Origin of the sequence: Kitasatospora nipponensis, assembly GCF_039528135.1 — a bacterium.
GTDB classification, from domain to species: Bacteria; Actinomycetota; Actinomycetes; order Streptomycetales; family Streptomycetaceae; genus Kitasatospora; species Kitasatospora nipponensis.
This window is the reverse complement of the sequence record NZ_BAAALF010000074.1, coordinates 24,050-37,578: the sequence shown is the minus strand read 5'-3', so window position 1 is coordinate 37,578 and position 13,529 is coordinate 24,050. Positions and strand designations below refer to the sequence as shown.

General features: G+C 75.0%; 14 protein-coding genes and 1 pseudogene. 7 read left to right on the top strand and 8 right to left on the bottom strand.

The features are described from left to right. The 4 genes and pseudogenes from ABD323_RS20900 to ABD323_RS20885 all read right to left on the bottom strand — a co-directional run. Positions 1–472: pseudogene (locus ABD323_RS20900) on the bottom strand (hypothetical protein); the annotation flags it as partial. Between the two features lie 210 nt (positions 473–682). Continuing rightward, on the bottom strand, positions 683–1,111 hold the full coding sequence (locus ABD323_RS20895) for a DUF6113 family protein (RefSeq protein ID WP_344443315.1): 429 nt from the start codon (positions 1,109–1,111) through the stop codon (positions 683–685). After that, positions 1,108–1,986 carry an N-acetyl-1-D-myo-inositol-2-amino-2-deoxy-alpha-D-glucopyranoside deacetylase gene (mshB, locus tag ABD323_RS20890; protein ID WP_344443313.1) on the bottom strand — a complete coding sequence of 293 codons (879 nt, stop codon included), beginning with the start codon at positions 1,984–1,986 and terminating at the stop codon, positions 1,108–1,110. Before mshB ends, ABD323_RS20895 begins: the two co-directional genes overlap by 4 nt. A 45-nt stretch (positions 1,987–2,031) precedes the next feature. Then, the gene (locus ABD323_RS20885) at positions 2,032–2,226 is read right to left on the bottom strand and encodes a DUF2304 domain-containing protein (protein WP_344443312.1); all 195 of its coding nucleotides are present in this window, start codon (positions 2,224–2,226) and stop codon (positions 2,032–2,034) included. 278 nt (positions 2,227–2,504) lie between these two features. On the opposite strand from ABD323_RS20885, the gene ABD323_RS20880 reads away from it, so the two are divergent. Beyond that, positions 2,505–4,640 carry a S9 family peptidase gene (locus ABD323_RS20880; protein WP_344443311.1) on the top strand — a complete coding sequence of 712 codons (2,136 nt, stop codon included), beginning with the start codon at positions 2,505–2,507 and terminating at the stop codon, positions 4,638–4,640. Here the strand turns inward: ABD323_RS20880 and ABD323_RS46060 are convergent. Then, on the bottom strand, positions 4,552–4,824 hold the full coding sequence (locus ABD323_RS46060; protein ID WP_425556090.1) for a pentapeptide repeat-containing protein: 273 nt from the start codon (positions 4,822–4,824) through the stop codon (positions 4,552–4,554). The genes ABD323_RS20880 and ABD323_RS46060 overlap by 89 nt on opposite strands. A gap of 32 nt (positions 4,825–4,856) precedes the next feature. Here ABD323_RS46060 and ABD323_RS20875 point away from each other — a divergent pair, with 32 nt between their 5' ends. From ABD323_RS20875 to ABD323_RS20860, 4 genes are read left to right on the top strand one after another with little or no spacing between them, the layout of a single operon-like run. Beyond that, positions 4,857–5,882: an ABC transporter ATP-binding protein gene (locus ABD323_RS20875; RefSeq protein WP_344443310.1), complete on the top strand. Its 1,026-nt coding sequence runs from the start codon at positions 4,857–4,859 to the stop codon at positions 5,880–5,882. Further along, complete coding sequence (locus tag ABD323_RS20870; RefSeq protein ID WP_344443309.1) at positions 5,879–6,598, top strand: ABC transporter permease; 720 nt, start codon at positions 5,879–5,881, stop codon at positions 6,596–6,598. The genes ABD323_RS20875 and ABD323_RS20870 overlap by 4 nt, the downstream gene beginning before the upstream one ends. An 8-nt stretch (positions 6,599–6,606) precedes the next feature. Beyond that, positions 6,607–7,869, top strand: a complete 1,263-nt coding sequence (locus ABD323_RS20865) for a sensor histidine kinase (RefSeq protein ID WP_344443308.1) — start codon at positions 6,607–6,609, stop codon at positions 7,867–7,869. 58 nt (positions 7,870–7,927) lie between these two features. Next, entirely contained in the window at positions 7,928–8,581 is a 654-nt protein-coding gene (locus tag ABD323_RS20860; protein WP_344443307.1) for a response regulator, read from the top strand. Between the two features lie 18 nt (positions 8,582–8,599). Here the strand turns inward: ABD323_RS20860 and ABD323_RS20855 are convergent, their stop codons facing one another. Together ABD323_RS20855 and ABD323_RS20850 are read right to left on the bottom strand one after the other, a co-directional pair. Next, on the bottom strand, positions 8,600–9,484 hold the full coding sequence (locus tag ABD323_RS20855) for a transglutaminase family protein (protein WP_344443306.1): 885 nt from the start codon (positions 9,482–9,484) through the stop codon (positions 8,600–8,602). A 93-nt stretch (positions 9,485–9,577) separates the two neighbouring features. Continuing rightward, positions 9,578–10,657 carry a GNAT family N-acetyltransferase gene (locus ABD323_RS20850; RefSeq protein WP_344443305.1) on the bottom strand — a complete coding sequence of 360 codons (1,080 nt, stop codon included), beginning with the start codon at positions 10,655–10,657 and terminating at the stop codon, positions 9,578–9,580. Positions 10,658–10,783: 126 nt separating this feature from the next. Here ABD323_RS20850 and fdxA point away from each other — a divergent pair, with 126 nt between their 5' ends. Together fdxA and dapC are read left to right on the top strand one after the other, a co-directional pair. Next, complete coding sequence (fdxA, locus tag ABD323_RS20845; RefSeq protein WP_344443304.1) at positions 10,784–11,113, top strand: ferredoxin; 330 nt, start codon at positions 10,784–10,786, stop codon at positions 11,111–11,113. Positions 11,114–11,164: 51 nt separating this feature from the next. Beyond that, positions 11,165–12,322: a succinyldiaminopimelate transaminase gene (gene dapC / locus ABD323_RS20840; protein ID WP_344443302.1), complete on the top strand. Its 1,158-nt coding sequence runs from the start codon at positions 11,165–11,167 to the stop codon at positions 12,320–12,322. Positions 12,323–12,417: 95 nt separating this feature from the next. On the opposite strand, the gene ABD323_RS20835 is transcribed toward dapC, so the two are convergent. Beyond that, positions 12,418–13,422 carry a hypothetical protein gene (locus ABD323_RS20835; protein ID WP_344443301.1) on the bottom strand — a complete coding sequence of 335 codons (1,005 nt, stop codon included), beginning with the start codon at positions 13,420–13,422 and terminating at the stop codon, positions 12,418–12,420. Positions 13,423–13,529 lie beyond the last annotated feature (107 nt).

The window sequence follows — 13,529 nt, the reverse complement described above, 5'->3', positions numbered from 1 at the left end:
GCCACTCGGGCGGCAGGTCCGGCGGGGGGGCCGTGCGGCCGCCCTGCTCCATCACGCCCAGGACCGGGGAGGCGGGGGCGGCCGAGCGGTGCCGGGGGCCGGCCGCGGCGGCGGGCCGCGCGGGGCTCGGCTCGGCCTCGGGCTCCTCCGGCTTGACGGCGCTGCGCATCACGACCGGCGGGATCGGCCGGGAGCCGGGGATGTTGATCGAGATCCTGGTGGTCAGGGTGGTCTCGGTCTTGGGGGTGTCGGGTTCGGCGTCCTGGGCCGGGGCCGGGGGCACCGTGCGGGGAGGACCGAACGGATCGCCGGCCGGGACCGGGCCGCCGGTGCCGAAGCCGCTGCCGAGGCCCGGGATGCCGTACGGCGGGGTGCCCGACGGGTAGGCGTCTGGGCTCTCCCCTCCTGGCTGAGGACGGGATCCGCCCCGACGGGGCGTCGGGTAGGCGTTGTCAGATTCGCGGCTGCTCAATGCTGCTCTGCTCCGGGTTCGCGGCCGGACGGCTCGTCCGACGGTGCTGCGGCACCACCATACTGGGAACGCCTGAGTGGCGAACTGCTTCCGTTAGAACCCGATACGTCCGGTTCCTCACCGCCGAGACTACGGGCGAGCGGCTCTGACTGCCCGTCGTGTCCGGACACTCGGACACCGGGGCGGTCCCGGACGAGACGTCGGGTCCGCTCAGTCCCGCTGGCGCGGGATGCCGAGCGGGAAGGTGGACCGGGTCGGCAGGACGCAGACCAGCCAGGTCGCCAGCCCGCCCACCAGGTAGACGTACGAGTTGGCGCCCGACGCGAGGACGAAGTCGCCCTCGGGCCGCGGAGCCATCAGCACCATCAGCACCAGCAGCCACCCCAGGATCGGGAAGCCGGCGCCGAGCTTGGTCCCGGTCAGGCGCAGGCCGCCGTAGAAGACGGCCAGGTTGCCGGCCAGCGCGAGCAGCAGGCCGACCGGGCTCCACAGGGCCTGCACGAAACAACCGCAGAGCGCGACCAGCGCGCCGAGCACGAAGAGCACCGGGTACCAGGCGAGCCGGGTCCGCCGGGAGGGCAGTGGCTCGGCGAGCCGCTGGGAGCGGGTGCCGAGCAGGGCGTGCAGCGGATTGCTCATCGGTCCTCGATTCCGGCGAAGAGGTCGGTCTCCGGGCGGCCGGTGCCGCACTCGCCGTGGACCAGCTGGTAGTACTCGTCCGCCAGCAGCGGTTGCCAGCGCTCGTTGCTGAGGGCGAAGAAGGAGCCGTCCACGGTGATCTGGGTGGCGTGCGCGCGCATCGCGGCGGCCTTGCGCTCGGCGTGCCGCGCGCCGTCCAGCACGGTGGTGACCAGCTCGTCGGGCACCACGCCCGGGACGTCCTCGGGGGCGGCCACCGCCGGGTGGCGCTCGGCCGCGGCGGCCAGGCCCGCCGCCAGCACGGTGCGCGGCACCCGGTTCCAGTACACCTTGACGATCCGCCAGGCCGGACCCAGCTCGGGGCGGTAGCGCGGATCGGCGGCCAGCTCGAGCGCCCGCAGGGCGACCCGGTGCGCCTGGATGTGGTCCGGGTGCCCGTAGCCGCCGTTCTCGTCGTAGGTGACCAGGACCTGCGGACGTACCTCGCGGACCACCGCGACCAGGTGGCCGGCCGCCTCGTCGACGTCGGCCCGCCAGAAGCAGTCGGGCCGGTCGTTCTCGGCCACGCCCATCATGCCCGAGTCCCGGTAGCGACCGGGCCCGCCCAGGAAGCGGACGTCGCCCACCCCGAGCTCCCGCATCGCGGCCCTCAGCTCGCCGATCCGGTGCTCGCCGAGCGCGTCCTGGCGGTCGGCCGTCAGGTGGGCGAGCTCGGGGCCGATCACCTCGCCGCCCTCGCCGAGGGTGCAGGTCACCAGGGTGACCCCGGCGCCCTCGGCGGCGTAGCGGGCCATGGTCGCGCCGTTGCCGATCGACTCGTCGTCGGGGTGGGCATGCACCAGCAGCAGGCGGCGGGCGGCGGCGGCAGCGGTCATGGGCAGCAGCCTAGCCACCCGCCCGGGCCGCGATCGCGCGGGTGGTCAGAGCTTCAGGTTGTTCAGCATGCCGGCCAGGTTGCTCGTCACCTCTTGGATCGATGGCGCGATCGACGTGGAGGCCAGGTAGAAGCCCAGCAGTGTGCAGATGATCGCGTGCGCCGGCTTCAGGCCGGAGCGGCGGACCAGCACCACCACGATGACCAGCATCAGCATGGCTGCGGAGATGGACAGCGCCATGTCGGCACCCCTCTCGGGTGCGCCGCCCACGGGGGGCGACGGTCGGGACCGTGCGGGACAGCGGCGATGCGGACAGTGCGCGTCCGTATCGTCGATCAAGGAATACCCGATGAGTGAGCGCGGTATTACTGTCCGTAAGCCGGTCGAGGGCGTGGCGCGGGGGTCTCGAACGCACGCCTGGGCCGGTGGGAGGGGGTGCGCGGGTCCATCGGCGCCAGTTCCCGCGCCTACGCCGAACGAGTGATCAAGAGCGCGGCGAGGCCGTAAGGTGCGGTCTCATGACCACTGAAGCCTCCTCCGCCACCCCCGCGGACACCTTCCCCCGGCAGTACGCGCGGACCCTGCGCTACACCGTCGGCCAGCCCCGCTCGTTCTCCGTCGCACCCGACGGTTCGCGGGTCGTCTTCCTGCGCTCGCGGTCGGGCACCGACCGGGCCAACCTGCTCTGGACCCTGGACGCGGCCACCGGCGAGGAGGCGGTGGGCGCCGACCCGCAGATCCTGCTCGGCGGCGGCGAGGAGGACCTCTCGCCGGCCGAGCGGGCGCGCCGCGAGCGCAGCCGCGAGGGCTCGGCCGGCATCGTCGGCTACGCGCTGGACGCCACCGCGACGCTCGCCGTCTTCGCGCTCTCCGGCCGGCTCTTCGCCACCGACCTGGTCGGCGGCGGCACCCGTGAGCTGCCGGCGGCCGGCCCGGTGCTCGACCCGCGCCCCTCGCCGGACGGCCGCTGGGCCGCCTACCCGACCACGGCCGGCGCGCTGCGGGTGGTCGCCACCGACGGCAGCGGCGACCGGGCGCTGGCCGAGCCGGAGCAGCCGGGCGTCACCTGGGGCCAGGCCGAGTTCATCGCGCAGGAGGAGATGAGCCGCGACCGCGGCTACTGGTGGTCGCCCGACGGCGACCGGCTGCTCGCCGCGCGGGCCGACGACGCGCCGGTGCACCGCTGGTGGATCGCGGATCCGGCCAACCCGGCCACCGTGCCCGCCGAGGTCGCCTACCCCGCCGCCGGCACCCCCAACGCCGAGGTCACCCTCTGGGTGCTGGGCCTGGACGGCAGCCGCGTCGAGGCCCGCTGGGACCGCGCGGCCTACCCGTACCTGGCCCGGGTGCACTGGTCGGCCGGCGGCCCGCCGCTGCTGCTGGTGCAGGCCCGTGACCAGCGCTCGCAGCTGCTGCTCACGCTGGACGCCGACACCGGCGCCACCAGCACGCTGCTGGTCGAGCAGGACGCCGTCTGGCTGGAGCTCTTCTCCGGCGCGCCCGCCTGGACGCCCGGCGGCGAGCTGGTGCGGATCTCGGACGAGTCCGGCCACCGCGCGCTCGTCGCCGGCGAGCGCACGCTCACCGACGACACCCTGCACCTGCGGGCGGTGCTCGCGGTCGGCGCCGAGGACGTGCTCGTCACCGCGAGTGCGGGCGAGGGCGCCGAGGACCAGAGCCCGGGCCTGCTGGGCCTGTACTCGGTGCCGCTGGACGGCTCCGGCCCGCGCCTGCTGCACCACGGCGCGGCGCTGGACGCGGTCTGCGGCGGCGACCTGCTGGTGCTCTCCAGCTCCGCCCTGGACCGCCCGGGCCGGCGCACCGAGGTGCTGCGCGACGGGCGGGAGCCGGTCGTCGTCACCTCGTACGCCGAGCGCCCGGTGCTCACCGCCCGCCCGCAGTTCCGCCTCGCCGGCCCGAGCCGGATCCCGTCCGCCGTGGTGCTGCCGACCGGCTACGACCGCGAGCGGGACGGCCTGCTGCCGGTGCTGATGGACCCGTACGGCGGTCCGCACGGCCAGATGGTGGTGCAGGCGCACAACGCGTTCCTCTCCTCGCAGTGGTTCGCCGACCAGGGCTTCGCCGTGGTGGTGGCCGACGGGCGCGGCACCCCCGGGCGCAGCCCGGCCTGGGAGAAGGCGATCGCCTTCGACTTCGCCGGGGCCACCCTGGACGACCAGGTGGAGGCGCTGCAGGCGCTGGCCGAGGAGTTCCCGCTGGACCTGGGCCGGGTCGCCATCCGCGGCTGGTCCTACGGCGGCTACCTCTCCGCGCTGGCCGTGCTGCGCCGCCCGGATGTCTTCCACGCGGCGGTCGCCGGCGCCCCGGTGACGGACTGGCAGCTCTACGACACCCACTACACCGAGCGCTACCTGGGCCACCCGGCCGAGCGTCCCGAGGTCTACCGGACCAACTCGCTGATCGAGGACGCGGAGAAGCTCGAGCGGCCGCTGATGATCATCCACGGCCTGGCCGACGACAACGTGGTCGCCGCGCACACCCTGCGGCTCTCCTCCGCGCTGCTGGCCGCCGGCCGGCCGCACACCGTGCTGCCGCTCTCGGGGGTCACCCACATGACGCCGCAGGAGCAGGTGGCCGAGAACCTGCTGCTGCTCCAGGTCGACTTCCTGAAGCGCTCGCTCGGCCTCCTCTGAGCCGTGCCTCGCCGAGTCGTGCGCCGCTGAGTCGTGCGCCGCTGAGCCGTGCGCCGCTGAGCCGTGCTCGCGTGGCCCGGTCCCCCCGCGGGACCGGGCCACCGTCATGACATCCGTCACCGCCAGGACACGACGGCGCACACTGCCTGCCGCCCCCCGCCGGACGGGACTCTGGTCGGGTCAGCAGGTGCGCGACGCGGGAGAGGAAGAACGGCGATGAGCGACGAGGTGGCCGCCTTCCGGCGGGTGAGCAAGCGCTACGGGCCGGTGCGGGCGGTGCACGGGCTGGACCTGGTGCTGCGCGCCGGCGAGACGGTGGCCCTGCTCGGCCCCAACGGCGCCGGCAAGTCCAGCAGCCTGGACCTGCTGCTGGGCCTGCGCGAGCCGGACCAGGGCAGCGTCACCCTCTTCGGCGGCGCCCCGCGGGCGGGCGTCGAAGCCGGCCGGGTCGGGGCGATGCTGCAGAGCGGCGGGCTGATGACCGACGTCAGGGTCCGCGAGCTGGTCCGACTCGCCTGCGACGTGCACCCGCGCGGCCACCGCCTTGAGGAGGTGCTGCGCGACGCCGGGATCGAGGAGATCGCCGAGCGCCGGGTGGACCGGCTCTCCGGCGGCCAGGAGCAGCGGGTGCGCTTCGCGCTGGCGATCGCCGGCGCCAACGACCTGATCGTGCTGGACGAGCCGACCACCGGCATGGACGTCTCGGTCCGCCGGCAGTTCTGGGCCTCGATGCGCCGGCAGGCCGACGCGGGCCGCACCGTGCTCTTCGCCACCCACTACCTGGAGGAGGCCGACTCGGTCGCCGACCGGGTGCTGGTGCTGCACCGCGGGCAGTTGATCGCCGACGGCTCGGCCGCCGAGATCAAGGCCAGGGCCGGCGCCCGGCGGATCAGCTTCGAACTGCACGCCGCGGACGGTCCGGTGGAGGAGTCGGTGCTGCGCGCGCTGCCCGGGCTGGTCGCGCTGGACGTCAGCGGCCCGGCCGCCGGGGTGCGCACCGTGCGGATCCGCACCCGCGACGCCGACGCGGACGTGGCGGCCCTCTACCGGGCCGGCTGCTACCCGCGCGGCCTGGAGGTCGCCGGCCTCGGCCTGGAACAGGCGTTCCTGGCCATCACCGGCGAGCAGGACCGGCAGGACCGGCAGGACCGGCACGAACAGCACGAACAGCAGGACCGGCAGGACCGGTTGGCCGGCCGGCCGGCCGACGAGGAGACCCGGAGCGAGGAGTACGCGCGATGAGGACCCTGATCGAGCTGGAGATCCGGCGCACCCTGCGCAACCGCCGGTACGTGTTCTTCACCGTGCTCTACCCCTCGCTGCTGTACTTCTTCCTGGTCACCGCCTACGGCGACGGCATGGCCGGCGGGGTGAGCGCCAAGTCGTACTTCATGGTCTCGATGGCCACCTTCGGCGCGGTCGGGGCGGTGCTCACCGGCAGCGCGCAGCGGATCTCGCTGGAGCGCCGGAGCGGCTGGGTGCGGCAGTTGCGACTGACCGCGCTGCCCGGGCGGGCGTACGCGGTGGCCAAGATCTGCGCCTGCGCGGTGACCACGCTGCCGGCCCTCCTGGCCGTCTTCGCGCTCGGCGCGGCCGAGGGCGTGCGGCTGCCGGCCGTCCAGTGGCTGGGCCTGACGCTGGCGCTCTGGCTCGGCAGCTTCGTCTTCGCGGCGCTCGGCGTGGCGCTGGGCTACGCCGCGGAGCCGAACGCGGTGCAGTCGATCGTGATGATCGTCTACATGCTGCTGGCGCTGGCCGGCGGCACCTGGTTCCCGGTCTCCGGCACCCTGAAGACGATCGCCCGCTTCAACCCGGTCTACCTGTACAACCAGCTCGCCGCCTTCGCGCACCCCGGCGGCGGCTTCGACACCGGGGCCGCGGCCGGTCTGGCCGGCTTCCTGCTGCTCTTCACGGCCGCCGCGGCCGTCCTGTACCGGCGGGACACCCGGCAGGCATGATGACCGGCATGCCCCAGACGTCCGTGGACCAGCCGCCCAGCGACCGACCGCGCAAGGAGGGCCGGCGGCGCGTGGAGTTCGTGCCGAACCCCGGCGTCCCGGTGGAGAACCGCAGGCAACTGGTCATCAAGCTCTGCTGGATGCTGCTGTGGATGGCCTACCTGGTCTACCCGGTCGAGGACCTGCTGAAGGGCGGCTACTCCCTGCCGGTCCAGGTGGCGGGCTGGGCGGCGCTGGCGGGCTTCCTCGGCTGCTACCTCACGATGGTCATCTTCCGCTCGATGACCGGGACCCTGTGGCGCGGCAGCTACCCGGTGCTGGCGGTCATGCTGGTCCTCGCGGTGGTCACCGGCGTGGGCCTGGGCGACGCCTGGCTGGTGCTGCTCACCTACCTGTCGGTGACCGCCGGTGCGGTGCTGCCGGTGCGGATCGCGCTGGGCGGGGTGGCCGGGATCACCGTGCTGGTCACCGCGATCGCGCTGGCCACCGGGGCGGACAACGCGACGCTCAGCAGCCTGGTGCTGCCGACCTTCCTCAGCGGCGCGGCGATGACCGGTCTGCAGCGCCTGGTCGGCGCGATGCGCGAGCTGCGCGAGGCGCGGGAGACCGCGGCGCACCTGGCGGCCTCCGAGGAGCGGCTGCGGATGGCCCGTGACCTGCACGACCTGCTCGGCCACTCGCTCTCGCTGATCACGCTCAAGAGCGAGCTGGCGGGCCGGTTCATGGACGCCGACCAGCGGGAGGCCGCCCGGGCGCAGGTGGCGGACATCGAGCAGGTGGCCCGGCAGTCGCTGATCGACGTGCGCAGCGCGGTGAGCGGCTACCGCCGGCCCACTCTGCCGGTCGAACTCGCCGCCGCGCGCGGCGCGCTGACCACGGTCGGGGTCACCCTGGAGGCCGCCGCCGGGCTCGCGGAGGACCGGCCCGGGCTGGGTGGGGCGGAGGCCGAGTGCCTGGCCTGGGCGCTGCGCGAGTCGGTCACCAACATCGTGCGGCACGCGGCCGGTGCCACCACCTGCACGCTCACCATGGACGAGAGCTGGGACGGCGAGGGCGGCCGGTTCGCGGTCCTGGAGATCGCCGACAACGGTCGCGGTCCGGGCCGGTCCGCCGCCGGCAACGGGCTGCGCGGACTGGAGGAGCGCCTCGCGCTGGCCGGCGGCCGGCTGGAGACCTCGCCCGGTCCGGGCGGCCGCGGCTTCCGGGTCCGGGCGCTGGTCCCGCTGGGCGTCCAGGTGGCCGGACCGCCGGCGGCCACCGCCCGCCCGTAGCGGGTGCCCGGGTGAGCCCGGGGGCGGTCGGGTGGCGCCAAGTGCCTAGGCTGGTGGCATGACTGACGAGACGCCGCAGGCTCCCGCGACCAGCCCGGCCGACCAGCGGGTGCGGGTGCTGCTCGCCGAGGACCAGGGGATGGTGCGCGAGGCGCTGGCCGCGCTGCTCGGGCTGGAGGGTGACATCGAGGTCGTCGCGCAGGTCGCGCGCGGGGACGAGGTGGTGGCGGCGGCGCTGGCGCACCGGGTGCAGGTGGCGGTGCTCGACATCGAGATGCCCGGGATGACCGGCATCGAGGCGGCGGCGCTGCTGAAGCGGCAGAGCCCGCAGACCAAGGTGGTCATCGCCACCACGTTCGGGCGCCCCGGCTACCTGCGCCGGGCGATGGAGGCCGGGGCGGACGCCTTCCTGGTGAAGGACGCCCCGGCGGCCGAACTCGCCGAGGCGGTGCGGCGGGTGCTGCGCGGCGAGCGGGTGATCGACCCGACGCTGGCGGCGGCCGCGCTGGCCGAGGGGGCCAACCCGCTGACCGGGCGCGAGCTGGATGTGCTGGCGGCCGCCGCGGACGGCGCGGTCAACGCCGAGATCGCGGGCCGGCTGCACCTGTCCGAGGGCACGGTGCGCAACTACCTCTCGATGGCGATCCAGAAGACCGCGGCCCGCAACCGGGCCGAGGCGGTGCGGATCGCCAGGGAGAAGGGCTGGATGTGAACGGGCTTTCCCGCCGGCTCAGTTGAGGCGATGGCGGGCGGCCCGCGCCTCCTGGCGGACCCGCCGGGCGGAGTCCGGGTCGAAGGCGTCCAGGATCTGCGCGTAGGCCTCCATCTCGGTGGCCCCGGCCAGGAAGTCGCCGGTGCGCACCAGGATCTCCGCACGTTCCAGGCGCAGTTGGGCCGGGTGGCGGGGCAGCAGCAGGGCCAGTTCGGTCGCCCACAGCTGGGTCCTGGCGTGTTCGGGGCGATCGGCCGCCCAGCTGCGGATGTTGCCCAGCACCCGCAGCACGACGTCCAACGGCTGCGCGGCGGTGAAGAGGTCGGGCGAGAAGGCGTGGCCGGAGGCGACCACCAGGGCGGCCGCGTCGTCCGTGGAGAGCAGCCGGCCGCCGTGGAAGGGGTCCGCCAGCACGTACTCCTCGGGCTGCTGCGGGTTGCCCACCGCGACGATGAAGTGGCCCGGCAGCGCGATCCCGTGGACGGTCAGGCCGGCCCGCGCGGCCACCGCCGACCAGACCAGCGAGAGCATGATCGGCAGGCCACGGCGCCGGCGCAGCACGTCGGGCAGCAGCGAGGACTCCAGGCGCCGGTAGTCGGACTGCCGGCCGTGGAAGCGTTCGCGCCCGCCGAGCACCGCCGCCAGCAGGGCGGCGGTCTCCTCGGGCGTGGCGGGGGAGCGCTCGGCCACCGCCCGGCGGACGGCGGCCGCGTGCCGGTCCAGCGCGGCCTGGCAGGCGGCCAGCAGCGCGTCCAGGGTCGGGGTCGGCTCGACGCGGCCGTCCTCGGTGTAGCCGGGGGAGGCCAGGGTGTGCTCGGCGGCGGCCAGCATGCAGAGCAGCACCGGATCGGGCTGCTCGGACCTGGCCTCGGCGCGGAAGCGGGCTCTGCTCTGCTCGGTCACGATGGCTGCGGTGGCTTTCGTGCTGGGTGAACGGGCGGCGCTGCGGGGGAGTTGCCGGTGCGCAACGCTATGGGCGGGAACCTACGCGGACCACTACGCCCGGGGAAGACGGGCGTAGTGGTAAGTGTGACTGGTCGTGAACCCGAGTCCGTCATAGAGCGTGATCGCACCATCGTTCTCGGCCTCCACCTGCAGGTAGCCGCCGACCGCGCCCTCCTCGGCCGCGCGGGCGGCCAGGGCCGCCATCACGGCGGTGGCCAGGCCCCGGCGGCGGGCGGCCGGCTGCACCTCGACGGCGCCGAAGCAGGCCCAGGGGCCGTCGATGACGCACCGTCCGATCGCCAGCGGCGCCGCGCGGGGGCGGTCGGGAGCGGTCGGGTGGTCGGGAGCGGTCGGGTCGGCGGGGAGGGTCGGGTCGGCGTGGACGGCGGCGAACCAGACCGACGGCCCGCCGTGCAGCACCCGCTGGGCGGCGCGCGCCACCACCGGGTCGTCGCCGACCCGCCGGTAGAGCGACATCCAGTCCGCGTCGGCCCGGCGGGCGAGCCGCACCCGCTGCGCGTCCGCCCGGCCGGCCCGGGCGAGCGGGGCCAGCGGGGCGGTGCGCACCAGCGTCAGGTCGTAGGCGGCGCCCAGGCGGTCCAGCTCGGCCACCAGGCCGGCGGGCGAGCCGGGAGAGGTCACTTCCAGCCAGGCCGGCAGGTCGCGGGCCGCGTACCACTGCCGGACGTGCTCCAGCGCGCGGTCCAGCGGCAGGCCCGGGTCGCCCAGGGTCTGCACCGAGTTGGCCCGGCGGGTGAAGCCGGCCGAGGCGCGCAGGGTCCAGTCGCCCAACGCCTCCTGCTCCACCGCGGGCCAGCCGCGCGCGGCGACGCGCTGCAGGTCGGCCGGGTCGACGGCCCGCGGCTCGGCCGGCCGGACCGGGAACGGCGGAACCACCTTGCCCGCCACCAGCCGGTCCGCCGCGATCCGGACCTCGCTGTCGCGGGTGGCCACCGTCAGTTCGTGCTCGTCCCAAGATGTGAGCACGCCGATCGCATCGCGGAACACCGGGCGTCCGGTGGCCGGGTCGCGGGCCCCCTCGATCCGCCGGACGGAGACGCGTCGTCCCACGTCAGAGGGGTCTATCCGGACCTCCGGACGGGCGGTGGCCGGAATCGGTGTGCTGCTCAAGGCGACCTCCGGTGCATTTGTGGTCTCTGAACCGCGATACTAGGGGCGGGCATCGACGACGCCGCGCTCACCCGCGCACGCAAGTACATAGTTTGGGCACCGGCCCATCCGAGGAGGAACGACAGCGTGACCTACGTCATCGCGCAGCCTTGTGTCGACGTCAAGGACAAGGCTTGCATCGAAGAGTGCCCGGTCGACTGCATCTACGAGGGCCAGCGCTCCCTCTACATCCACCCGGATGAGTGCGTCGACTGCGGTGCGTGCGAGCCGGTCTGCCCGGTCGAGGCGATCTTCTACGAGGACGACACCCCGGAGGAGTGGAAGGACTACTACAAGGCGAACGTCGAGTTCTTCGACGACCTCGGTTCGCCCGGTGGTGCCTCCAAGCTCGGCCTGATCGAGCGCGACCACGCGTTCATCGCGGCCCTGCCGCCGCAGAACCAGGAATCGCACTGAGCACCGGCGTCCCGGACCACTGACGCAACGACGATCGGCGGCAGCTGAGCTGTGAGCACCAACGAAGCACCGCGCGCGCCGTTCCCGGGTCACCCGGGGGCGGCGCGCCGCGTCTCCGACCTCCTGCCGGTCTTCCCGTGGGACCGGCTGGAGCCGTACAAGGCCACCGCGCTGGCCCACCCCGAGGGGATCTGCGACTTCTCGGTCGGCACCCCGGTGGACCCGGTCCCGGAGGTGATCCAGAAGGCGCTGGCCGCCGCCACCGACCGGCCGGGCTATCCGACCGTCTGGGGGCCGCTGGAGCTGCGCGAGGCGATCGCCGGCTGGCTGGCGGACCGCTGCGGGGCCGAGATCGGTCCGCAGGGCGTGCTGCCGACGATCGGCTCCAAGGAGCTGGTCGCCTGGCTGCCCGGTCAGCTCGGTCTCGGGCCGGGCGACCAGGTCGCCTACCCGCGGCTGGCCTACCCGACCTACGAGGTCGGCGCGCTGCTCTGCGGGGCCACGCCGGTCGAGTACGAGGACGTCGAGGAGCTGGACCCCGCCCGGGTGCGGCTGCTCTGGCTCAACTCGCCCTCCAACCCGACCGGCCGGGTGCTGGGCGCCGACCAGCTGCGGCGCGCGGTGCGCTGGGCCCGGGAGCACCGGGCGCTGCTGGTCAGCGACGAGTGCTACCTGGAGCTCGGCTGGGAGGCCGAGCCGGTCTCCGTGCTGCGGCCGGACGTCTGCGAGGGCTCCCACGAGGGCCTGCTGGCGGTGCACTCGCTCTCCAAGCGCTCCAACCTGGCCGGGTACCGCGCCTCCTTCGTGGCGGGCGACCCGGTGGTGGTCGGCGAGCTGCTGGAGGTCCGCAAGCACGGCGGCATGATCGTGCCCGCGCCGGTGCAGGCGGCCCTCGCCGCGGCGCTCGGCGACGACGCGCACGTGGCCGAGCAGCGCGCCCGGTACGCGGCGCGGCGCTCGGCCCTGCGCGGGGCGCTGGAGGCGTACGGCTTCCGGATCGAGCACTCCGAGGCGAGCCTGTACCTCTGGGCCACCCGCGACGAGCCGTGCTGGCAGACCGTCGCGGACCTGGCCCGGCTGGGCGTGCTGGTGGCCCCGGGTGACTTCTACGGCCCGGCGGGCGAGCGCTTCGTGCGGGTCGCCTTCACGGCCACCGACGAGCGGGTGGCCTCGGCCGTGGCCCGGCTGTACGAGGCCGCCAAGGCGTAGGGCGTGCCGGGCCGTGCGACGTCCGGCCCACCGCCCTCTGCCGTGCCGCCCTACCCAGGCCCGGGGCCCGGGCTCCGAGCCCGCGCCCGGTGCGGTCAGCTGACCGAGGGCAGGTGCTGGGTCGCGCCGGTGGCACCGCCCAGCAGGCTGGTGGCGGTGCTCAGGTCCGGCAGGCCGCTGCCGAGGTCCGGCAGCCCGCCGCCCAGCCGGTGGGTGCTCTCGCCGGAGTGCCCGGCCAGCTGCTGCAGGTGGAGCAGGTCGGTGCCGGTCAGCGCGTGCGCGAAGTCGCCGTGGCCGGGCAGCGACTGGGTCAGGTGGTCGCCGCCGGCCCCCGCGCCGACCCGCGGGTGGGTGGCCGGCGCCGACTGGGCCAGCTGGCCGACCAGCGGCACCGAGCCCAGCGTGTCGCCGCTCGCGGGCACCGCCTCCGGGAGCCGGTCGGCGGCCGGCAGCGCGCCGGTCAGGCGGTCGCTCGCCGGCAGCGCCTTGGCGAGGCTGCCGGTGGCCGGCACCTGGCCCGCCAGCTGCCGGGTGGCGCCGACCGGGTCGCTCAGGGTGTCGCCGTTGACCACCTTGTCCACCCCGCTCACGGTGGGCGTGCCGGGCATCGCGTTCGGCAGCCCGCCGGGCAGCCCGGGCAGACCGGGGGCGGCGGGCATCGAGCGGGTGGTGCTCGCCGGCAGTCCGCCGCCCAGCGGGGTGGACGTCGGGAGCAGGTCCGCGACCCGGTCGGTGGCGCCGGTCAGCGTGCCGGTGGCGGCCGTGGTGGACCCGCTGCGGTCCCCGAGCGGGTCGACCACCCGGCCGGCCTGCGGCAGCGCGGTGGCGGCGGTGTGGCCGGCGGCGTCGGCCATGGCGGGCAGCGCGGTGCCCGTGAGCACCGCGCCGGTGATGCCGAGCGCCTGGCCGGCCTGGTGGGCCTCCCCCTTGAGCGTCGAGGCCGAGGTGACGCCGTCCAGCTTGCTGATCCCGGACGCGAGGTCGGTGTTGTGCGGCATGAGCTGGTCGGCGGACGCCGCCCCGGCGGCGACCAGCGGAGTCGCACCGGCCGCGACGAGCAGGGCGGCCTGGGCGATCCGACGTGAGAGGGGGAGGGACATGGTGCTCCTAAGAGGTGACGACACGGCAGGTCCGCCGGGCGGACGCCGTGATTACCGCTTCAGGAGCGAGAAGGTTTCGGCACGCGAAGGTCAAGAGTCCCTAAAGA

Bases quoted from the DNA above. Each gene is read 5' to 3' on its own strand.
- ABD323_RS20895 (WP_344443315.1), bottom strand. From the start codon at position 1,111: ATGAGCAATCCGCTGCACGCCCTGCTCGGCACCCGCTCCCAGCGGCTC.
- mshB (WP_344443313.1), bottom strand. From the start codon at position 1,986: ATGACCGCTGCCGCCGCCGCCCGCCGCCTGCTGCTGGTGCATGCCCAC.
- ABD323_RS20885 (WP_344443312.1), bottom strand. From the start codon at position 2,226: ATGGCGCTGTCCATCTCCGCAGCCATGCTGATGCTGGTCATCGTGGTG.
- ABD323_RS20880 (WP_344443311.1), top strand. From the start codon at position 2,505: ATGACCACTGAAGCCTCCTCCGCCACCCCCGCGGACACCTTCCCCCGG.
- ABD323_RS20875 (WP_344443310.1), top strand. From the start codon at position 4,857: ATGAGCGACGAGGTGGCCGCCTTCCGGCGGGTGAGCAAGCGCTACGGG.
- ABD323_RS20870 (WP_344443309.1), top strand. From the start codon at position 5,879: ATGAGGACCCTGATCGAGCTGGAGATCCGGCGCACCCTGCGCAACCGC.
- ABD323_RS20865 (WP_344443308.1), top strand. From the start codon at position 6,607: ATGCCCCAGACGTCCGTGGACCAGCCGCCCAGCGACCGACCGCGCAAG.
- ABD323_RS20860 (WP_344443307.1), top strand. From the start codon at position 7,928: ATGACTGACGAGACGCCGCAGGCTCCCGCGACCAGCCCGGCCGACCAG.
- ABD323_RS20835 (WP_344443301.1), bottom strand. From the start codon at position 13,422: ATGTCCCTCCCCCTCTCACGTCGGATCGCCCAGGCCGCCCTGCTCGTC.